The sequence below is a fragment of the Paenibacillus sp. GM2FR genome, from assembly GCF_002803325.1.
Classification (GTDB): domain Bacteria; phylum Bacillota; class Bacilli; order Paenibacillales; family Paenibacillaceae; genus Paenibacillus_AQ; species Paenibacillus_AQ lautus.
The window spans coordinates 1,819,987-1,840,299 of record NZ_MKZM01000008.1; the positions used below are offsets into that span (position 1 = coordinate 1,819,987).

19 protein-coding genes and 3 pseudogenes are annotated in these 20,313 nt (G+C 44.0%); 5 read left to right on the top strand and 17 right to left on the bottom strand.

Annotated elements, in window-relative coordinates; genetic code table 11:
* Positions 1–155: 155 nt before the first annotated feature.
* Positions 156–686, bottom strand: a complete 531-nt coding sequence (locus PAEVO_RS08300; RefSeq protein WP_100539373.1) for a DedA family protein — start codon at positions 684–686, stop codon at positions 156–158.
* Positions 687–1,336: 650 nt separating this feature from the next.
* Here PAEVO_RS08300 and PAEVO_RS08305 point away from each other — a divergent pair.
* Positions 1,337–2,188, top strand: coding sequence for a CPBP family intramembrane glutamic endopeptidase (locus PAEVO_RS08305; RefSeq protein WP_100537125.1), 852 nt, complete (start codon positions 1,337–1,339; stop codon positions 2,186–2,188).
* An 18-nt stretch (positions 2,189–2,206) separates the two neighbouring features.
* A complete protein-coding gene (locus PAEVO_RS08310; RefSeq protein ID WP_100537126.1) occupies positions 2,207–2,815 on the top strand; it encodes a TetR/AcrR family transcriptional regulator in 609 nt (202 codons plus the stop codon).
* An 895-nt stretch (positions 2,816–3,710) separates the two neighbouring features.
* Here the strand turns inward: PAEVO_RS08310 and PAEVO_RS08315 are convergent.
* The 7 genes and pseudogenes from PAEVO_RS08315 to PAEVO_RS08350 form a co-directional block, all read right to left on the bottom strand.
* Positions 3,711–4,085 carry a YciI family protein gene (locus PAEVO_RS08315; protein WP_100537127.1) on the bottom strand — a complete coding sequence of 125 codons (375 nt, stop codon included), beginning with the start codon at positions 4,083–4,085 and terminating at the stop codon, positions 3,711–3,713.
* A gap of 230 nt (positions 4,086–4,315) precedes the next feature.
* Entirely contained in the window at positions 4,316–4,978 is a 663-nt protein-coding gene (gene lepB, locus PAEVO_RS08320) for a signal peptidase I (protein ID WP_100537128.1), read from the bottom strand.
* Between the two features lie 1,117 nt (positions 4,979–6,095).
* A complete protein-coding gene (locus tag PAEVO_RS08325) occupies positions 6,096–7,184 on the bottom strand; it encodes a flavin-containing monooxygenase (RefSeq protein WP_347708103.1) in 1,089 nt (362 codons plus the stop codon).
* Positions 7,165–7,722 (bottom strand): hypothetical protein, encoded by a 558-nt coding sequence (locus tag PAEVO_RS33470; RefSeq protein ID WP_165789637.1) that lies wholly within the window; start codon positions 7,720–7,722, stop codon positions 7,165–7,167. The genes PAEVO_RS08325 and PAEVO_RS33470 overlap by 20 nt, the downstream gene beginning before the upstream one ends.
* 272 nt (positions 7,723–7,994) lie before the next feature.
* Positions 7,995–8,384 carry a protein-tyrosine phosphatase family protein gene (locus PAEVO_RS08335; protein ID WP_347708104.1) on the bottom strand — a complete coding sequence of 130 codons (390 nt, stop codon included), beginning with the start codon at positions 8,382–8,384 and terminating at the stop codon, positions 7,995–7,997.
* 148 nt (positions 8,385–8,532) lie between these two features.
* Positions 8,533–8,646, bottom strand: a pseudogene (locus tag PAEVO_RS34215) (arsenate reductase); the annotation flags it as partial.
* A gap of 209 nt (positions 8,647–8,855) precedes the next feature.
* Positions 8,856–9,170 (bottom strand): ArsR/SmtB family transcription factor, encoded by a 315-nt coding sequence (locus PAEVO_RS08350; RefSeq protein WP_100539374.1) that lies wholly within the window; start codon positions 9,168–9,170, stop codon positions 8,856–8,858.
* A 430-nt stretch (positions 9,171–9,600) separates the two neighbouring features.
* Here PAEVO_RS08350 and PAEVO_RS08355 point away from each other — a divergent pair, with 430 nt between their 5' ends.
* Both PAEVO_RS08355 and PAEVO_RS08360 read left to right on the top strand, forming a co-directional pair.
* On the top strand, positions 9,601–10,050 hold the full coding sequence (locus PAEVO_RS08355) for a MarR family winged helix-turn-helix transcriptional regulator (RefSeq protein ID WP_100537131.1): 450 nt from the start codon (positions 9,601–9,603) through the stop codon (positions 10,048–10,050).
* Positions 10,051–10,273: 223 nt separating this feature from the next.
* On the top strand, positions 10,274–10,774 hold the full coding sequence (locus PAEVO_RS08360; protein WP_100537132.1) for an arsinothricin resistance N-acetyltransferase ArsN1 family A: 501 nt from the start codon (positions 10,274–10,276) through the stop codon (positions 10,772–10,774).
* A 434-nt stretch (positions 10,775–11,208) separates the two neighbouring features.
* Here the strand turns inward: PAEVO_RS08360 and PAEVO_RS08365 are convergent.
* The 7 genes and pseudogenes from PAEVO_RS08365 to PAEVO_RS08395 all read right to left on the bottom strand — a co-directional run.
* Positions 11,209–11,463 (bottom strand): annotated as a pseudogene (locus tag PAEVO_RS08365) (cation:proton antiporter domain-containing protein); the annotation flags it as partial.
* A 1-nt stretch (position 11,464) separates the two neighbouring features.
* Positions 11,465–11,651, bottom strand: a pseudogene (locus tag PAEVO_RS08370) (NAD(P)H-binding protein); the annotation flags it as partial.
* Between the two features lie 54 nt (positions 11,652–11,705).
* Entirely contained in the window at positions 11,706–12,095 is a 390-nt protein-coding gene (locus tag PAEVO_RS08375; protein WP_100537133.1) for a TetR/AcrR family transcriptional regulator, read from the bottom strand.
* A 39-nt stretch (positions 12,096–12,134) separates the two neighbouring features.
* Positions 12,135–13,670, bottom strand: a complete 1,536-nt coding sequence (locus PAEVO_RS08380; RefSeq protein ID WP_243390685.1) for a multicopper oxidase family protein — start codon at positions 13,668–13,670, stop codon at positions 12,135–12,137.
* A gap of 36 nt (positions 13,671–13,706) precedes the next feature.
* A complete protein-coding gene (locus PAEVO_RS08385; protein WP_100537134.1) occupies positions 13,707–14,228 on the bottom strand; it encodes an SRPBCC family protein in 522 nt (173 codons plus the stop codon).
* Positions 14,229–14,387: 159 nt separating this feature from the next.
* Positions 14,388–15,821 carry a DHA2 family efflux MFS transporter permease subunit gene (locus PAEVO_RS08390; protein ID WP_100537135.1) on the bottom strand — a complete coding sequence of 478 codons (1,434 nt, stop codon included), beginning with the start codon at positions 15,819–15,821 and terminating at the stop codon, positions 14,388–14,390.
* Positions 15,822–16,069: 248 nt separating this feature from the next.
* Positions 16,070–16,591 carry a TetR/AcrR family transcriptional regulator gene (locus tag PAEVO_RS08395; RefSeq protein WP_100537136.1) on the bottom strand — a complete coding sequence of 174 codons (522 nt, stop codon included), beginning with the start codon at positions 16,589–16,591 and terminating at the stop codon, positions 16,070–16,072.
* Positions 16,592–16,905: 314 nt separating this feature from the next.
* Here PAEVO_RS08395 and PAEVO_RS08400 point away from each other — a divergent pair, with 314 nt between their 5' ends.
* Positions 16,906–17,313, top strand: a complete 408-nt coding sequence (locus tag PAEVO_RS08400) for a MerR family transcriptional regulator (protein WP_243390686.1) — start codon at positions 16,906–16,908, stop codon at positions 17,311–17,313.
* A gap of 486 nt (positions 17,314–17,799) precedes the next feature.
* Here PAEVO_RS08400 and PAEVO_RS08405 read toward each other — a convergent pair whose 3' ends face one another.
* Both PAEVO_RS08405 and PAEVO_RS33475 read right to left on the bottom strand, forming a co-directional pair.
* Positions 17,800–18,813, bottom strand: a complete 1,014-nt coding sequence (locus PAEVO_RS08405; protein WP_100537137.1) for a S66 family peptidase — start codon at positions 18,811–18,813, stop codon at positions 17,800–17,802.
* A gap of 379 nt (positions 18,814–19,192) precedes the next feature.
* Positions 19,193–19,651: a hypothetical protein gene (locus PAEVO_RS33475; protein WP_133120312.1), complete on the bottom strand. Its 459-nt coding sequence runs from the start codon at positions 19,649–19,651 to the stop codon at positions 19,193–19,195.
* Between the last annotated feature and the right edge of the window lie 662 nt (positions 19,652–20,313).

Sequence of the window (20,313 nt, forward strand, 5' to 3'; positions counted from 1 at the left end):
AAGCGCATGAACCTCCGGCCCGGAGGTATACTCTTTTAAGATAGTCTCTGAATCGCCTCCAACTACCTTTTCACAAAACTTGTCACTACTTAGGATAAGGTTCTTCACGCAATCTGTAACGGCAAGTATTTAGCTCTGTTGAAAGCCCTCGATTCTCAAGAGAAAAACAACCCCAAAATAGAACCATCATAATCCGAAAAATCAATATTTCCCCCTAGAAAATACCCAATTGAAATAAAAATCGCACACCAGCACATGGCTCCCAAGCCCGAGTAGAGTATATATTTCAGTGGGTTCATGGCGCTCATCCCTGCCAGATAACAGGTCAGATGGCGGAGCCCTGGGATATAGTAACCGATGCATATCGCCCAGGGGCCGTAACGCTCGAACCAGCTCTCTGTTTTCTCTATCCTCTTGGTCGTGAACCTGACCCATTTTCCATACTTCCACAGCAACGGCTTGCCGAACTTCCGCCCAAGGGCGTAACTGCAGAGCATACCACTCATAGCCCCGAGGACGCTGATCACAAGGGATACCGGGAAATCAAGCAGCCCCATTGACGAAAGATAGCCAACCATCGTCATAAGAACCTCATCAGGCACAGGCAAACCAATAATGCCAAGCGCAAGGCATAGGAAGATGGCAATATAACCGTAATGGATAACGATATCTTGTAAGAAAGCGATGATGTTCACACTCCAGTTCTAATGGCTTTGGGCAAGGATTCATCGCCCTTACAGGTTATCTTAATGCCTCCCTTGTCAATAAACCTAGTGCCGAATTGTCACATGTCTCTTTCAAAGTGGCTGCATGTCATGGATGACAAAATGCAACTTGTTGGTGTGACAACTCCTTTGCCATACTGGGCTCAGCCGCCGATCGTTAAGAGGCAAATCTAATAGGCAAGGAGACATCATTTATGAAGAAATGGATTCGCACGAATCTCGCAGTTCTGCTATTAACTGTTCTGCTATTGACTGTTACGGTCATTACCGCTTATATCGGACTAGGGAAAACACCTAGTACCCCGCAGGCTCCCCCGCCAGTTGCATCTGAGGAGGCCAGCATGTACCTATTGTGACACTGAAGTAACTCATATTCTCTTTAGGGAGATGCCATTACTGAAAAAGCAGTCCATCCTCATTCGAGGTCAGGCTGTTTTTTTTCAGTTAACTTCAACATTGGGCTCACGGATAAAAACACAGTGTAGGCTTATAAATCCATTACCGATTGCAACCACCCGATCTTGTTCAATCTTGACAGATATTTATTAAACATTTATATTGTAACTACCGACTAAATAGTCGGTATTATAAAAGAGAGATAGGTGCATGTCATGGTAAAGAAATATGGCCTTCAACCGCCGATCCCACTCAGCTTTAAATCTTTAGCAGGATTCATCCTCATTTTTGTGATTTGGCAAGGCGGCACGTTAATGTGGTTAGAACTAACGAATATTATGATTCCCGCTACCCGCGCAGGCTTACCTAGCTTTATCACGCTTTTTTTGTCATTTTGTTTCCTGATTCTCGGAGTCTTTCTTATCACTAGATATTTCTTCAAGATTCGTTTTCGCACATTTCTGTTTGAAGGCAAAAGGTTCGACTTCCGAAAGTTTGCGATTTATTTTTCATTGTATTTTTTAGCCCTTATCCTCTACTTGATTATCGATATAAACGTTCATCCTCAAGCCTTTACGCTTCATTTCGATCCGCTGCCGTGGTTAGGCGTATTCATTATTGTCACTCCTTTGATTTTGGTTCAAAGCGCTGCTGAAGAAATTTTGTTCAGAGGCTATATGTACCGTATGTTCAGATCATTAAGAGGCGGAGCTTTCTGGTCCATCCTCATCACATCCCTGACCTTTGCCCTGGTCCATGGCTTTAACCCTGAGATGCTAAGTTACGGAATTTGGGGACCGCTTTATTACCTGTTGGGGGCATTCTTTCTGGGAATCGTTACTTATCACACCAATGGTCTGGCTGCTCCCATCGGAATCCACTTTGCCACAAATATTTTTAATACAACCATTTGGTCATATGGGGCATCTACGGTAGAAAACATGGGGCTGCAAAGTATTGTTTATCGCCACACGCTGAATATGCCGTTTGCATTCTTTGGGATTTTTGCTATCGTTGTCTCATATGGCGTTTTTCAGTTTTTTAAATATAAAAGGAACCGTTCGTAAGGTTCCGGGGGGAGCTTTATGACCAGAAGACGATTGCCGGCAGAAGAAGCAAAAACGATTATTTTACACCATGCTAAGTTATTATTTATTGAAAAAGGTTATGATCGGACCACAATGGACGACATATGTGCTTCGACGCAGATGAGTAAAGGCAACCTGTATCATCATTTTAGAAATAAAGAGGTGCTCTTTCTCCAATTGCTGGCCCAGCATGCCGAACAAATGTCACAAAAGTGGCTTCGTTCGGCCGAGCAATCCACGTCTCCAAGCGAACAGTTGATCGCAATGGCTGATTTATTCGGAAGAGATTGTGAAAGTCCCTTACTCCCTGCACTCGAAGAGTATGCCAAAACACTATCCAGCGAATCCGAGGCATTGGCTACATTGAGAGAAATTACAGAAGCAGCCTATCGTGCAATAAGACAATTGCTGCAAACAGGGATTGACCAGGGCGTCTTCATTCAAGAAGATATCGAAACGTTGAGTTTTACTGTGATGTCCACATTGTCTGGAGCGACGCAGCTCTGCCTAACGATGCCAAAATTAAGCGGGGACGAATACGCAGCCCTGCATGTCAATGCGATCAAGCTGCTGTTAAAGGGAATAGCAATGGATGAACCCAACTGATTAAATTCATTGGTTAAAACAATACAATGGGATCGGACATGATGAGGGTAACAGATATCGACACGCATACCGGTATTGGTAGTGTTCGAGGAAGAGAGAATGGGACTTCGTACAAAAAATGACCCTCAAGGAACCGATTTCTTGTCAATTTCGGCAAGCAAACAAGCCGCATATACACGAAGGTATAAATCAGTGGTGAGCGGCTATACTCATATGGAGTGATGTTTCCCCAATTCACTCCCTCAATACCAAAAAACCCTGCTGGCTTCATCGCTGGCAGGGTTTTCCTCATTTCATTAAAGATCGTAATCCAATCAAACAACGGACGAGACTGTTCAAAATTATAATTACTTTTGAAAGAAATTCTCAGACTTCTGGCTTCGATCTATTACGTTGAATGACTTCAAGGCTGCCGATCTTGCCAAGTTAATGGAGCAGCTCGGCCTTCCGATATGAATACGACTGTAATCTATACTCATAGTGCCGAAGAGGATCGACGTCATTCGATAAACAAGTCCGACAGTTAATTTTCTGTTTATTAGAGCGAGTAGTTAGAGTAGTTACTCCCTAAGTTTTTATTCAATCAATGCAATAAGTAAGTCTATGTTAAACGGATATAAAAGGTGTGTATATGCCCAGCTCCTTCCCCTTTCATTTTTTAATGGCGACCTAGCACTCATTAACGATGCCATCTCATTAAGATCTCCACTTGTGTCATAAGAATCGTATGCTCAGTTTCTTCATTATTCATTTATTCAAATACCATTTAACCCCATGTCAATGGCTTATGGAAGGGATCTCCGCACTGACTGTAACGGCAACTTTTAAGGCCACTCCTTGCGGAATGGCCCTTACTTTCATATATTGAACGATCTTTTCCGTAAAACAGTTGATTCTAGTCTCTCGATTCAAAGTAATTGATCGGCCGGATCTCAATCCCCCATCCAAACTGCTCGCCTGATGCCACTTGTACAGTTGGATGTAAGGAAGCAATCCGGATAGCTTCCTCCATGTCCCGTGCTTCTATGAGAAAAGCACTACCGATCATCTCCTTCGTTTCGATAAAAGGACCGTCCATAACCTTCACTTTCCCATTCGCCCGCCGCAAGCATTTCGTTTCGGATGCGAGACCAGCATCGATAATCACCTGGCCGCTCTTGTAGAAATTTTCTAGGTGGGGCGGACATTCGTTCATAATAGCATCAATCTCATCCTTTGGGCGGGCATCCATTTTATCTGACTCCAAGTAACCCAAGCACAGAAATTTCATTTTTTCATTTCTCCTTTAACGTGTGAGTTTGAAGCATTCTTTCTTGCCTCTATTTAATTGACGAACGGTATATAAAAAATCGACATACCCTAGAAAATATTTTAATAAAATAATCTTTAGCTTTATATAGAGCGATCTCGCAGGTTTGCTTTTCAAAATTTCACTTTCAGCTCATTTAATAGCAAATTACAATCGCTGTGTTTGTATGGAACTAACGTTTCCCGTTAGCTTTACGGGCTACCGATCACCCCAACCACTTTCCCCTCAATTTTATCTGTGGGTAATGAGCCGAACAATTTGCTATCATTACTGCGTAACCAATCATCACCTACAAGATAAGCGCTGTCTTCGGGGATCTCGATTTCCTCCATGCTCAGTTGTTGAAAATAATCCACATTGTTTTTAATGTTATCTCGTATGTAATCTTCTAAGTCAACACGCTCTAAAGCTTTTTTCAAACTATCGAGATCAGCACCCAGTCGATGTGCTCTTCCGTAAAAGGCATCAAGCAATTTCCCGTTAATATAGATCTGTCCTTTTTCAATCTTTACTTTTTCGCCAGGTAACCCGATTACTCTAGAAATACTGTACTCACCAAGATTCTTTTTAGTTTCAGGATTTGTAAAGTATACGATATCACCGCGACTCATCGCATGATCATTGTAATACTTCAAATCAACCACAACCTGACCTTCTAAATCATGATTCCCACGATCCATGTTGTCATAGTTATGATTGTAGATGACCTGCCCGGAATCTAACTCATTTTTGGTTACTGTATTAATCGTTGGTTTGGTTATGGAATCAGTTATGATTTTACTTGTTCGATCTGAACTACTACATGCTGCAAATATCAGTCCAAATACAATAACGATAATGACCACTTTCATCATTTACCACTCCCCTCGGACTTCTTTTCCTTTATACGAAACTTAAGGTTAAGTGTTCCAAAATTACAGTGGCTTGATTGAACTAATCTGCCCGTAAGCTTAATGAGATTGCATGGAAACATAGTTAGATCCTTATCTAATCGGTAATCGGACTATGTTCTTGTCCTTTACGGCAATCGGTACAAGTTCTTGTCCATGGCTCAGGACAAGAACTTGTACCGATAAAATAAAAATGTCGCTAAAATAGCGACTTTCAATGGGGCTATGTTCTTGTCTACCGACATAAGCCCCTCCTGAACGTACTTTGACCGTTGGAATGAAATTATATCCTCTTTAAATGCACTTGTGTAAACAATTGAATCAAGATCCTTCAGAATTTAGTTCTGAAGTTAGATGAAGGGCAAGGTTATATATATTTTGTTGCAGTATCTCTCTGCTCTTGGTCTAGGCCGTCTACTCTCAAATCAATATCAAACATTCTTCCAACGCGTTTCCCAGTTTATTTTTTCTAGCAGAGCGATTATTCAAATGTTTAAGAACTTTATTTGTACATGTATCTTGCATGGGGTCACGTTAACAACCTAATTTTACAATATTCTTCCAAGAAATAAAATACTAAGAACCCTGTGTTTGCCTATATCTGTTCTAGTAATCAGCGATTTCAGATTACAACCAAATTTCTTAGGGCAGTCAGTTAATACAACAGAAAAGACGCTTCCCGCATGCGACTTTCTAAGCTTCCATATTCTTGTCCCCTCTATCTGCCTCCTTCGTTAAAAAAATGTTAGAGGGTTATATGAATCATAAAAAAGGCTCCAGATAATTTTGTTGGAGCCTTTTAACTTATATCATGTCGTTAATCAGATAACTATTACGATGTAATTCTCGATTTTGATCCTTGAACCTAATATTCTAATAAAAGCCTTGGATTCATCCAATTATGATTTTCTTTTTCCGCAAATTGATATATGGTTTGACCGTTAGAATTTTAAATGCTCCTTCTCATCCAGTTCTTCTTCCCAACGTTTGTTTGAATGCTGGATATTTGGATAAGAATTAATCACATGAAATTCCATTTGAATCTCTTTTCTTATGAAACTTGCTAACCTGATATAAAAGTTCACTTAGCATTTTTATGAATATGTTTCACAACATACTTTGCATCCGGACCAACCCCGCGGAGGGTTGCTGAAGCAAAGGTTCGTTGTCCGGATAGGCCCACATAATATAGACCGGGTACAACTGTACTTACGCCTCGGTCTTGTAATGGATCTCCCTTAGGATCAAGCCCTTCAAGATCTTTGATAAAGGAAAGATTGGAACGAAACCCAGTTGCAAAAATAACACTATCCACCTTCTCTTTTGAACCATCTGGCCAGATCACCCCATCTTCATAAAACGATGTAAACATGATCTTTTGCTTTGGTTTGCCATCCTTCAACCTTTGTTTATACCCATCCAGGTCCATGACGGAAGATGCTTTGGCTAATGACTTCCCTATCCGCCAATGAGAATCGATACCGGTGATAATAAACCAAAAATGAATATCCTTTCCAAAAAAACGCTGCGGAACAAGCGAGACCGGCTCACGAACAGCTAACGTGGTATTGGATATTTCCGCTAACTCCATTGCGATTTGCACGGCTGAATTTCCCCTACCAACAACGATAATCGATTGATCCCGAAAGGGATCCGGTTTCTTATAAAAGGCGGAATGTACGATAGTACCTTTGAAATCTTCCTGGCCCTGTATCGATGGGATATATGGCTTGTTAAAAGAACCGGTAGCGCAAATCACGTTGCGTGCTGTATATGTCTCTCCCGAAGTTGTACGAACTTGAAAAACACCTGATTCTTTAGAAACTTGCTCAACACGTTGATGAAAGGTAATCGGTAACTGAAAGTGAGACGCATAGTTTTTTAGATACTGAACAACCTCATCTCGATTGGGGTATCGATCACCTGGAGGCAGTATGGATAGTCCGGGTAGGGATGAATATTTAGCCGGCGAAAACAGCTTTAAACTATCGTAGTAATTCGGCCACGAACCTGCAGCTTCCCCACTCGCTTCCAAAATTAAAAAGGATAAACCTCTTTGTTTCAGGTGTACCCTGATGCTAATCCCGATTGCCCGCCACCAATGACTAGGACATCTAAAACATGATTCATTGTCATTCTCTCCTCCCACATTATGTATGGTTATCAACATCACTTAGGATTTCACTTTTCCGATCCCTTTTCTTCACTCGAAGCAATACGAATTCACACAAAACTAACAATAGGGCAGCTCCAACATTCAATGCGGCGTCTCCTAGTACAGAGAGCAGTGTGACACCCAGAAACAGACCTAACGCGGCACCTATATCAACCGTCATGGAATACGAAAATACGACGTAATGTTTATTGGATGAATCAGCTGCATATTGAGCAGCATCAGCATCTAATAATGTAGTTACGATTGAAGATACGAGAAATAAGAAGATAAGCGTTGAGAGCCACACAATAGTATGGAGATGGAATGCGATGATAACAAATAGAATACCAACCACTGTGATACTTCCTGTTAACCATTCTGTTCTCGACTGCCTGATATCACGAAACCTTCCAACCCAATAACCAAGGAAAGGATCTGCAGCTAATTTGAGGGTGAGTAGTATTCCTGTTAACGTTGCAGCACTAATCGAACTTAATAAAGATAAAGCACTAAAATCCCGCATTTCTATCCAGTTGCTTAGTGTCGATTTCACGGACCCTTGGAATAATAAAGAAATTACATTATTTGCAAAATGCAAGTAATAACTCTTAGAATACGTCCCTTATTCCACTTCAAGGAGCATAGAAATTAAAACCCACTCACATTGTATGTATCTAACCTTAGATCAGTTATAACTCAGATATTTGTATTTTGCAAGTTTTAATTTTAAAATGAGTCCATTTAAATAGCCCCGCCTGTAGAACAGGTGGCTATCATAAGACTAGGCTTCAAATATTTTTGCGAGGGATTCCCTTTGCGTCGGCTTTATTTGAATAATGTGACGATTAATCGTATCATTTCCTCAGCTTCGGCAATGGTTTGGGCCTCTCCTAGGGCTAGCAAAGTTCCAATGGCAACGGTTCCTGTTCTTCCCTTACCTCCCCCACAATGAAAATCAACTTTTTGGCCATTGTGATAGGCACTTACTACTTCATCGATCGCCTTTTTAAATAAAACTTCCTCGCTCTCTGTTGCATTGTCGCCCAGAGGGGGCTTAATCCATTTCACATTGGCATCAGTTGATGCGCACTCCGTGGCTTCTTCTCGAAGATCCACCACAACCTGGACCCCTTCCTGTTTAACCATTTCTTCGACATCAGCGGCTCCGCCCATATAGATCTTATCTTCATGTAGGGCATGGTATTTCTTCTCCATGTTCTTCGTTGCCTGCTATTTTTGTGGGGCCGACATACTCCTATAGAACAGCACATGGCCAGCTCATAAATTTCAATGGATGTCATGTCGTTTCCCTCTAGTAATAAAGGAAGCCGAGAAAAGTTCCCGGCTCCTACAACCTACTTGATTACTCGCCGGTTTCAGCGAATATTTGAATACGCTCGTCGATTTGATCGCGAACACGTTGAAAAACAGCCCATTTTTCTTCGTCAGTACTCTGAGCCTTGGCAGGATCGTCAAATTCAATGTTTTTTATTCGTAAGCCCTCCTATTTGATATACATTAATTTTTTTTGATTTATTAACTAAAAATGAACCAATTTACTTGCACCAGTCTGGAAAAGGCACACTTAAAATTCAGTTCGTGCTATAAATGAATTCTAATCTTCTTATTTGCATATTGCAAGTATAAGCTACAAAAGTAGTACTATAGTGAATAACCTTTGGGACTTTATGAGCAGCATCCATTCTGCTTGTCGTCTATCGAACGAAAAATACAACATAACTCAGGAGAAAGCAGCCGATTAACTACAGCATGATTTAACTCATAATAGCTCCAAGTCCCTCTCGTCTCGAGAGTGATCATCTGGGCATCGAGTAGGATTCTTAGGTGATACGATAGCTTTGACTGAGGCATTTCCATGATTTCCATCAGGTCACAGACACAAACACTACCTTTTTGACTGAGCTCATGCATGATCTTCAGTCTTTTCTGATCTGCCAACGCTTTGAATTTAGTTTCGTATTGGACAAAATCAACATTCATGCTGGATGGCTGGATAACGTTCAGTTCTTTGATCATAAACACTTTACCTCCATTTAGCAGCAATGGCAACAAGCAGTGGTTGGTTGAACAGTGATAGGTGCCGAGATGCTCGTCGTCTGTTTCAAGTGTTGTGAATTCAACGACTTCCACATTTGTCGTGCCTTCAGCTCAATTTCATTTTGTTGATATTCAATCAATTTTTCCATTGTGTAGTAATTCATCATTGGACGTCCCACCATCCATCAATAAAATTTGATGAATGAAGCATAACATGAAAAAATTGTATGTTCAAGGACTAAATCAAAATATTTTGATTAATAATCATTCACTCAACTCATATGAAATGAAATTCAAAATCTTATATGGATCCCGTGTTATATTTGCATGTTGCAAATATATGTTGTATAACTATGACAAGAGGTGATTCGAAATGGAAAATGCTCGTGAGTTGTTTCAGATCATGACCCGAAGATTTGGTCTTCTAAATAAAACCTGCTGCAGCGTCGGAGGAAACGATGTCTCGTTAGTACAAAGCCACATCTTGTATGAGATTGACCGGCAGCACAACCCTTCGATGCAACAAATCGCTGAAACTTTGGGAACTGATATTACAACGTTTAGCAGACAGGTCCAATCCTTAATCAAAATGAATTTAGTGAAAAAAACTCAGGATCCACAGGACCGAAGAGTTTATACACTGGCTCTTACGACGGAAGGAAAGTTTATAGCGACTACCATTGATCAACAAATGAATGACTATCTTAACGAAGTGTTTTCGTACATGACCGAGTTTGAAAAAGAAACCGTGCTATACTCCGTTAAAATTTTTAACGATGCGATGGCGAAATCTAATAAATGCTGCGGCCCATTATCTGAATAATAAATTTGATACATAGGAGATGAATTACGATGTTGCTACATTCTTACGTTGCAGTATTTAATGAAAAATGACCTTCACATTCAAAAAAGCCGAGAGATAACCAATAAAGAACTCAATAGAATACAAACACGTATAGCTTTCTCGTTTTCAAGACAACCACGCATAAATACCTGCTGTGTCACCTGCTGCTAAGCTTATATTTTCTACATAGGAGGAACTAACAATGAAAACCCCTTTGATTAGAGAAGCAGATACTGGCGACGTGGAACGTATATTGCACATTTATAATCAAGGAATCGAGGATCGCATTGCGACACTAGAAGTTGATCAAAAAGATATTGCCTATATGAATAATTGGTTCGAACAACACCAGGAGCGTTATGCAGTCATTGTTGCTGAGCAGGATGGTGTAGTAATCGGCTGGGCTTCCCTCAACCCTTACTCACTGCGATGTGCTTATGACGGCGTTGCCGACCTATCCGTTTACATTGACAGAGCCTTTAGGGGTAAGGGAGTTGGAAGCATTCTTCTGGAGCGTCTAGAGGAGATCGCTAAGGAGAAAGACTTTTACAAAATCGTGTTGTTCACCTTTCCGTTTAATCATAATGGTCAAGGCTTATATCATAAACTTGGTTACCGTGACGTGGGGGTTTTCGAAAACCAAGGGATCTTGGATGGCAAATATGTGGATGTTAAGATTATGGAGAAGTTAATTAATATCTAAAAAAACCTAGAGCGTTCCTTCAGTGTTTTTTTACTGTTATTTCAGATTTGTGCTTATCGGAACATTATCTGATTCCTCATTGTATCAATAAAAAGCGAACTATCATCTGATAGTTCGCTTTTCTCACCTCGTTTAAAGCTGCAACCACGTGGAAAGATCCTCAGAAACGAGAGCTTGATGACGGTGCCTAATAGGCATCTCACTAATTTGCAACAGAAAGTAACTATCGTTGTTCCTAAAACATTCAAGGAGATACTTATCTAATAAATCAATATCATCATCCGTCTTGATAAGGTATACACGATCATGAAGATGTTTGATGTCATACAAACTATCCAGATGAAAATTAACGCAATCTTCAGTCCAACCTTCGTTCTTTGGCTTATATGAAAACAGATAGAGCTTCGATATTTAAATCAACCCCTTAAAGCCCACTATAGCCCGATTTTTTTGGAACTATTCAATTTACCTTGTGGTTGAAATAGGATCTTCAACAACGGTGGAGCAATTAATGTCGTCAGAATAACGACAATGACAACAGATGTGAAATATTCTGGTAGTAGAAGTCCTGCTTGTAGGCCTGTGGAAGCAATGATTAATGCAACTTCCCCTCTTGATACCATGCCAGCTCCGACAGCAAACGATGATAAGTTATTAAAACCTGTAATTCTCGCTCCAAGAGCACCTCCTTCATTGCGTCCCCTACGGCAAGCGTCAGATGTGCAGGGTTCCCTAGCCGAACCGCGAACTGCTCTAATTTCTGACGTGATCGCCCGAATGCAATCGTATGAATCCCTCGTCTAACCAGTTCTTCCGTAATCGAGGCTCCCGTTCCGCCGGTTGCTCCAATCACCAGTACCTTCAATTTGTAATTGATCGATCATTCACAATTTGCGTTTTTAATCTTGATAATGAAGAACAACCGTTTCTTTTAACTTTCCTTCAGTTCTGGCAATCGGATAGCTTCGGCAACGTTACATAGCATCCCGCGGGCAAGGAACAGTATCGTACTCTCTTCGGGATTCGAGTTCTCCACCTGACGGAAAGCTTCGAGCAATTCAGCTTCCAACCGCTCCGAAGACGCGGACTCGATCACTTGGTGGAACGACTCAAAGATTCGCAACCAAGATACTTCAAGCGCTGACAACAACAGCTGCTCCTTCGTAGCGAAGAAGCGGAACACGTAAGGCTGTGAGATTTGAACCCGCTGAGCGACTTGGGCCGTAGTGGCTCTGTAGTAACCGGTCTCGGCAAACACTTCAATCGCCGCAGAGATGATGTCGGTTCGGCGGTTGATGGATGTCTTCGCGTCTTTGTTCATGAACTTGAGCTCCTTTGCGAATTAACGGTAATACTTTCGTTATAGGTCGGGAAGATTGCCTGATTTGGTTCCTACCCGGTATGACGTCGTAATGCCTTCGTAATTCAACATCATGCTCATACCCATCGAGGCGTGCTTGAGGTTGTGGCAATGTATCATCCAGAGGCCGGGATTGTCAGCTTCCAGGTACAGCTCATAGGTCTCGCCCTTCTTCGTCAGAAGCGTATCGAGATACACCGGGCTGCCTTGCAAAGCTTCGCCGTTCTTACTCAAGACTCGGAACACATGCCCATGAAGGTGAAAAGGATGATCGCCTCCGCCTTCGTTGGAGACAGTAATGAAAACATGGTCGCCCTCCTTCACGGTCATCGGAGGAATATCGTGAAAGGATTTTCCGTTAATGGACTTGGTGAAAAGAGTTTGGCCGAGCTTAAGCTCAAAATGCCGATCGGGCTTGACATGTAAGACGGGGTCTTCAGGCAACGGGTTGCCGTAATCGAGAAACGAGAAGAGCTGCCCGTCTTCTTTATGCTGCGGCTGGCTTCCGCTGCCTATCATAATCGGTAAACCCTTAGCCGAGGAGCTGCTGACGACGACTTTACCCGACCCTGGAACTTGGATAAGCAGATCATAACGCTGGCCCGCTCCTATCGGAACTATCGTCCCTTCCAGCAGACCGGGTTCATGCAGATCGTGGCCATCCATCGCCAGGACTCGGAAGGGAGCCCCGTCGACGCCAAATTCCATCGTTTCATTGCTCGAATTGATCAGCCTTAGTCTGACCCGTTCGCCTGGCTTGCCCGGGATCGTCAGTCCTCTCTCGCTTCCGTTCACCAGCATGGAAGAACCTAGCTGTTGATAAAAGGCTGTTGTCTCCGATGTTGAAGTATCGGATTCAGAACCGTTTTTCGGCTCGACGATGAGCGCGCCTAGAAGTCCTTTGCTTACCTGAATCGAGCTCATCTGATGAGAGTGATACCAATACGTGCCCGGAGTCGTCGCAATGAAGGTGTACTTGAACTGTTCCCCAGGCGGAACGGCGTCCTGCGTTACTCCCGCAATCCCGTCCTGCGAGCACGGAACCGTAATTCCGTGCCAATGAATCGTAACGCCGTCCTCAATATCTTGGTTATGCAGAGTAACAACAATCTGGTCGCCCTCCGTGACGCGAAGTTCCGGACCCGGAGATAAGCCGTTGAAAGTCCAAGCATCGATGGTCTTACCGTTGTCCAATTTTAATGTCGTCCGGGCGGCCTTCAGATCGAACTTGCGAATCGGAGCCGATGACTCCGGGGTCGTGATTGAGGAACAAGACACAGCGCCTTCTTCGGAGGAAGATTTCCTCATGCCCACCATACCCTCCATGCCCACCATATGCTCCATGCCCTCCATATGGGTCATGTTTACCATTCGAGTCATGTCGGCCCCCATCTGATGGTAAGCCATGTTGATTTCTTCCGGCTTCTGAAGTCGCATTTGCCAAAAATAAGTGACAAGCACCGCTCCGACCAGAAGCACCAAACTTAAAGGAAGGCCGAAGTAAATCAGGCGTTTAACGATTTTTCTTTTATTCAAGATTATTTTCACCTCGTATGATTGATTAATTAATTACTATTCCGCCGATGTCAGCTGCAAGCTCTCGGCTGTTGATTTGAGGGCGGCGAGCCAGGCATTCAGCGAAGCCGTAAGTGCAGCGCTCATGCCGTCGGGATCAGCTGCTACTGGCGGACCGTCCCAGGATTCCGCGGTGTGCACGATTACTCCTTTAGGTGTGGGGGTGATGCTCCATACATGAACGCCTTCGATACCATGTGCTGGACCTCCCCATACAATACGTTTCATGGGTTCAACCTCAAGGATTGTGGAGACGATTTGTAGCCCATGAGTCTCCCACCAAAATGTGCTTCCTATCGCGATTGGACCGGATAACCGCACTTGCATGATATCCTTTTGCCAAGTCGGCCACTGTTCGACGCCAGTCTGTATTTGCCATACGATCTCCTGCGAAGCTTCAATCTCAATGGACAGGTCGACGATGACCTGTGCATTTCGGTCAACGTCGACCGTGCCCTCCAGTACGAACAAATCTTCCGTGTTCTCCGATCCCGTTATGCTGGCTACCCCATTTACCATCAACTTTTCATTTCATTGACCTCATTTCGTTGGATTTGTAATTGATTACGAACTTGGATTTCATGTAACGCTTAATAAGTTATATTGATATCCTGAAGATTATCTGACTTGGTTCCTAACTAACTGCGCGTCGCAAACATCTTGTGATTGATTGGTCACTTACTTCGTAAAACGGGGATGCCTTACAACCGCGAGGACCACTATCGCTCCTATAATCGCGAACGCAGCAGCTCCAAGGAACACCCAGGAGAATCCTCCGGTCAACGCTTGTGCTTCGGATACGCCGCGGCCCAACAAGCGATCGCTTCGAGCCGATGCCGCCGTTGTCAGCACCGCAAGTCCAATGGCTCCGCCGATCTGTTGGCTCGTATTGACCAAGCCGCTGGCAAGCCCAGCTTCTTCGTCCGCTACACCGTGAACCGCAAGCTCTGTTCCTGAGACGAAGGCGCCTCCCAGACCGATTCCGATCAAAATGGACGGTCCTAACAAATTGGCAGCAAACGTAGCGTCACTAGGCGATAGAGATAACCAGATTAGCCCTGAGGCCAGCAGGATCAGCGATGTCGCAAGCGTCTTGCTTGGACCAATTGCTTTAACCACCGTGGGAACGACTCCGGCAATTGCTACCAGTGCGCCGGCTAACGGGAGCTGGGTGAGCCCTGCTTTTAACGCATCGTAATGAAGCACTTGCTGCATGTAAACCGAGAGTGCGAAGAATAATCCCGTTGTCGCCCCTCCGATGAGGAACATCGCCAGATTGCCGCCCGTAACCGATTTGTTACGGAAGATGTCCAGCGGCATAAGCGGATTCGCAGCACGCTTCTCGAGGAAGATGAACGATCCCAGCAGCACAATTGCCAAGCCTGCCAGAATCAGCGTCTGCGGGGACGTCCAGCCGACCCGCTCTGTTCCGGAAAGCGCGGCCACTAGCGCTACGATGCCCCCCGTTACCGCAACCGAGCCTGTCATATCCAGAGTTATGCGTTCGCCGAGCGAATCTTTGGTGATGAGCAAGGGAACTGCCGCCAGAACCAATGCCGCTACAGGAACATTCACATAGAACACTGCGGACCAGCCAAGCGAAGCCGTCAGCACGCCTCCGAGCAAGACACCCGCCGCGCTGCCGATACCTGCAACTGCACCCCAAATGCCGAGTGCCCTCGCTCGATCCTGAGGATCTGCGAACAGCTTGGTGACAAGAGCAAGCGCGGCCGGGGCGAGCAGAGCGGCCGATGCGCCCTGGATCGCTCTGGCCGTGAGCAGCCAGGCTCCCGAAGTTGCCAATCCGGCTGCGGCCGAAGTAAGCGCAAATCCGGCGACTCCGGTCATGAATAATCTTCGATGTCCGAATCGATCCGACAACCTTCCACCGAGAAGCAGCAGGCCCCCGAAGGGCAAAACGTAAGCCGTAATGACCCAGCTCAGCGTATTTGTGCTTAGGTGGAGTTCTGAGCCGAGAGAGGGAAGCGCGATATTAACGATGGATGCATCAAGCACGACCAGAAATTGAGCTAAAGCCAGCGCGATTAGCGCCCACCACCGTAGCGACATATGGCGAGATTTCGCGATTGCCGGTTGAACCATTGAATTCATAAAAATTTCCTCCCGTTATTGATTGATCAATTACATACTGTTAAAAAAATATTCGATCCGCCAAACGTCTTGAAGGTTTTCGTTATAGTCCCTTTTGATCACTTTCGATCGAGTCTATGCCAATAGGTGGGACTTTCCTCACCTCCTCGCTTTTTCTGTTAGTGATTGATCAATTACTAACTTGGTGATTTCACTATATCAGATCGTTATCAGTTGGTCAATAACCATTTGGAACAAATTTCACCTCCTCATCCTTTCATCAATTCAGGCAAATTAATCGCAACGGCAACATTGCACAGCATTCCACGGGCGAGAAACAGCATCGTTCTCTCTTCGGGCTTATCAATACCAGCTTCGCGGAAGGCAGTCAGCACCATATCACGGACTTCCTTCAAGCCGCTCCGCATCGTCTCCTGGATTGCATCTTCCCGAATGGTCTGCGCCTGCATCTGCAAAAGCACCTCGTTCTGGTACATCTCCTGGATGTTCATGTACTCCTGAATAAGCTTGGTCTCCAGCAATTCTGGCGAAGTCGTCTCCACCAACTTACGGAATGATTCGATGACCCGGGACCAAGAAACCTCCAGGGCGGCCAGCAATAAATTTTCCTTAGTCGCGAAAAAACGGAAGACGTAAGGCTGCGAAATTTTCGCCCGTTCCGCCACCTGCGCCGTCGTAGCTCGGTAGTATCCGATTTCTGCGAACACTTCGATCGCTGCGGAGATAATCTCGGATCTGCGATTAACTGTCGTTGTTTCGGGTTTAGCCATCCTCTTCTTCCTCCTATCAAAAGTGATTGATCAATAACTAAATCATTATACAATGGCTTCCAGAACAAATCAACAGGGTTGCTGCAAGCTCCTCAAGCGTCAAAGGGCAAAACTTTACGGAATACCCTCCGTCGATGATAAGAGCAACCGCCTCTATTCTCCATTACTTACGATGTTGTGATAGTTTAATCTTTATTTGCGACCGGCCCAGCTCACTGCAAAGTGCTAGAAACATTTATGGCACTATTCACCTAAAAGAAATAACGCCTGCCTGAAATCTGCCGGCAGGCCTCTGCTGCAGATGTTGTTGAAAAATGGTTGAGAAAGGAACCTACGGTCTACACGTACTTTCTCGAAAGGAAGTAGCACTACTTCTGGATGCTACAACTGAAACTGTACGTAATTGGGAACGTAACGGACTTATTACCGTTCCAAGAATGAACAATGGTAATCGGGCATATGGAGAACGGGAACTTGAACAGCTACGAGTTATTCGTACTTTGAGAAGTGCCCATTACTCAATTAATGCCATTTTACGTCCACTCAAACAAATTCATCAACCATTATCTGACATTTTCACCATTTTAAATACACCAATAGATGAAGAAGATATCGTATCAATAACGGATCAATTAGGCAAACCATTATTAGAGGCCATAACAGATGCAAAAACTACTTTAGCTTTGTTTCATGATAAATATTTTAAGGAGGGATCGTTATGAGTGTAAACTCAGATGAACGGATTCTAGCAAGAAGGAGAAAAAGGAAAATTAATTCACATGCGTTGCAGAGGAACGATACCTTTTTTGTTAACAAATAAACAGTTGGTGTGGACATTTACTCGCTAATTTGCATTCTATAATGATTTGTCGGGGGACAAGATTATGCTCACATTGAAAGCCGCTAATTTAGCCGATCGCGTCGCCGGCTGCCTACGTGTCTATTCCGTTATCGTTTCCCGTTAGCTTAAAGATACTACACAATTTCCTGGTAAAGATCCTCTAAATCTTTTAACAAGTCAGGTATCCAAGTTTCTGAGCCATGGATTATTTCTGTCCCACCATAGACAAGCCAATGTAATGTCTTGATCAGCCAACATAAACCGTCTAGTCTGTAACGGCAAGTTTTAGGGCCATCCTCTGAGGGATGGCCCTTTCTTTGATCTTACTTTATCCATCTATGAATTTTAGGCACTCATAAATTAAGACTTACGACTCGAAAAACTGTATTACGGAGGCTATGCCATTCGTTACTTCGACTTCCGCTAGTGCTCCATTGACGAACGTCATCTGTGGGGGCACATGACCGCAGTCGATATCGTAGACTACTGGAACGCCTAGCTCCTCCGCAAGCTCTCGGTACACATCCAATACTTCATAATCGTCGATGGGCTTGTTCGCATCGCTTCTGCCGAATAGGATGGCGCTACAATGGTCAAACCAACCGGCCAGTCTCATTTGTACAAGTGAACGCCGAAGGTCGGTTACGTTCAATTCACAATTTTCAAGATACCAAAGAATCGGCTCGCCATGAATGAATTGACTCTGGAATGTCCGTACATTGCCATACGGCGTCCCAATCAAATGCCGGATGACATCAATACATCCCCCAAGTAGACGCCCGCGTACACGGGCATTATTGCCAGATGTTTGCCATGCGGTAGACTCGGTTAGATGAAAAACACATGGCGAAGGATTTTCGTGATCCCATGTCTTTTGAAACAGCTTTGACGAAAATTGCTGAACGGATTCACCGACCCGCGTCGCCAGCACGGTTTCCCACATTGCAGTTGTCTCGTCCGCATACTCCCCTCTCAAATCGATCAGATTCGTACCGTGAGCTGTGGCTATTCCTGTAGCGAGCGTAACAGCCAGTAATAGAACACTCGTATCTGAGTAGCCGAGAATCCACTTGGGCTGAATATGATCATATTCGATTCGATCCACTATTTCGATCAACAGTTCTCCGCCCCATGGCGGGAAGATCATTCCAATCTTTTCGTTCTGCAGTAAAGCGTTAAGTTCTGTAGACCTTAGAGTGGCAGATGCCGACTTTGCTTTCTCTTGAGTCCATACTGTTTCCCCGCAAATCACCGGATAGCCCTTCTCTTTCAAACGGCCAATTGACTGTTTTACCAACTCGTGTAAAGGTCCTTTTACGCCGGATGATGGGGCGGTGACGCCTATCGTCGTCCCTTTCTGTAACAATGGATAGCGGATCATATACTGATTCCCCCTCAAACATGTTGCCAGATCTACTAATCTGTTGTTTGGTGTCCTGCCAGCAAATTTGCATACATATATACGAAATCCACGCCATGCAAGAACCGATTCTAGCACATTTTGGAATATATATCATATTCGTGACCTAGTACCAAGACCCCTTTTTCAAGGGGTCAATTTAATTCTAAGGTGATGTAAGAATGAGAATCATCAAGACAAGGCAGGACTTTGACGTAACCGCGTCGGTACATTTCGGTGGCACTCCTCGAAAATGTCGAGGGACCATGTTCTTGTCCCTCGACATATGGCTGGAACCCTACGAATAAGAAACAAGCTACCGATAAACGATAGCTTGTTTCCTTTTAAGAACCGTTTTCTATCACCGGAACTCATCCTTATGTCCGCCAAACTGGAAACCGAACTGACCACTATAACCGCCTAAATGGGCACCGGCATCGAAGCCAAAACCATGTCCCCCACCAAGATGTGCACCGGTATAACCACCGACACCATATTTTCCACCAAGATATCCACCTGCATGAACTCCCATCCCATGACCACCACCGAGTTGGCCGCCAGCATGAACTCCTACTCCATAGTCACCACCGAGATGGCTGCCAGCATGAGCTCCTATTCCTTGGCCACTCCCGAGATGACCACCGACAAAAATACCTGCTCCATAATCACCCCCAAGCTGACCGCCAGCATGAACACCAATGCCATGTCCGAAATGGTTGCCATTAGGAGAATAAACGCCATAATATGGTGCAGGATACGGATAATAATAAGATGGTTGAGGGAATCGACTATATGAGCATAAATAGGGGTTATTTATCATTAGTAAGCCTCCAATCTGATCGATGATTGTAGCTTATTCCGAACTGATAAAACATGATACTTGACCATGAAAATCAGCTTTTTTTCAATCTGTAAGCACGTCTTGATGCAGGTGGACCGAAGGTCGTCCTGCTTCCTACGTTTTGACGACTCGGCGACCTACGGGTGGCGGACGATCTCGGCGATTCCGTCTATGTCGAAGCCATTCAGAGTCGTACTATTGATAGACCTCTGATATCCATGGGGTGCCCCTTATTTAATCCTAAAATAAAAAACGCCGCTTTATTTGGGCAGCGGCAGCCCTTGCAATCCACTCTTTAACCGCAACAGTCACGGTGGGAAAGGAGGGCAGAAGAAAATAACAAACAAGAGAAGAGTAATATATTCATATGATATTAAAATCATTTTTGACTAAGTGAGATTTCTTCGAGTTAAGAATTAAATTGAGTTGGTTCTACATATACACCCCGACAAATAGGAGCATACGCCAACGCTATGCCCCTTCTCTGCTTTTTTCCTTTTATGATACTCCATCCACTCACAATCACGGCAACCCACCACTTAAATAAGCTCTGATTTTGTCGTTTAAGAGCAATTATTCTCTAAATTTATGTCTACAACGATTGTCTAAACCAATTACGATCTATCTATCAAAAATTACAG

Coding starts and splice junctions, on each gene's coding strand:
- PAEVO_RS08305 (WP_100537125.1), top strand. CDS start 1,337: ATGGTAAAGAAATATGGCCTTCAACCGCCGATCCCACTCAGCTTTAAA.
- PAEVO_RS08310 (WP_100537126.1), top strand. CDS start 2,207: ATGACCAGAAGACGATTGCCGGCAGAAGAAGCAAAAACGATTATTTTA.
- PAEVO_RS08315 (WP_100537127.1), bottom strand. CDS start 4,085: ATGAAATTTCTGTGCTTGGGTTACTTGGAGTCAGATAAAATGGATGCC.
- lepB (WP_100537128.1), bottom strand. CDS start 4,978: ATGATGAAAGTGGTCATTATCGTTATTGTATTTGGACTGATATTTGCA.
- PAEVO_RS08325 (WP_347708103.1), bottom strand. CDS start 7,184: ATGTTGATAACCATACATAATGTGGGAGGAGAGAATGACAATGAATCA.
- PAEVO_RS08335 (WP_347708104.1), bottom strand. CDS start 8,384: ATGGAGAAGAAATACCATGCCCTACATGAAGATAAGATCTATATGGGC.
- PAEVO_RS08350 (WP_100539374.1), bottom strand. CDS start 9,170: ATGAATGTTGATTTTGTCCAATACGAAACTAAATTCAAAGCGTTGGCA.
- PAEVO_RS08355 (WP_100537131.1), top strand. CDS start 9,601: ATGGAAAATGCTCGTGAGTTGTTTCAGATCATGACCCGAAGATTTGGT.
- PAEVO_RS08360 (WP_100537132.1), top strand. CDS start 10,274: ATGAAAACCCCTTTGATTAGAGAAGCAGATACTGGCGACGTGGAACGT.
- PAEVO_RS08375 (WP_100537133.1), bottom strand. CDS start 12,095: ATGAACAAAGACGCGAAGACATCCATCAACCGCCGAACCGACATCATC.
- PAEVO_RS08385 (WP_100537134.1), bottom strand. CDS start 14,228: ATGGTAAATGGGGTAGCCAGCATAACGGGATCGGAGAACACGGAAGAT.
- PAEVO_RS08390 (WP_100537135.1), bottom strand. CDS start 15,821: ATGAATTCAATGGTTCAACCGGCAATCGCGAAATCTCGCCATATGTCG.
- PAEVO_RS08395 (WP_100537136.1), bottom strand. CDS start 16,591: ATGGCTAAACCCGAAACAACGACAGTTAATCGCAGATCCGAGATTATC.
- PAEVO_RS08400 (WP_243390686.1), top strand. CDS start 16,906: ATGGTTGAGAAAGGAACCTACGGTCTACACGTACTTTCTCGAAAGGAA.
- PAEVO_RS08405 (WP_100537137.1), bottom strand. CDS start 18,813: ATGATCCGCTATCCATTGTTACAGAAAGGGACGACGATAGGCGTCACC.
- PAEVO_RS33475 (WP_133120312.1), bottom strand. CDS start 19,651: ATGATAAATAACCCCTATTTATGCTCATATAGTCGATTCCCTCAACCA.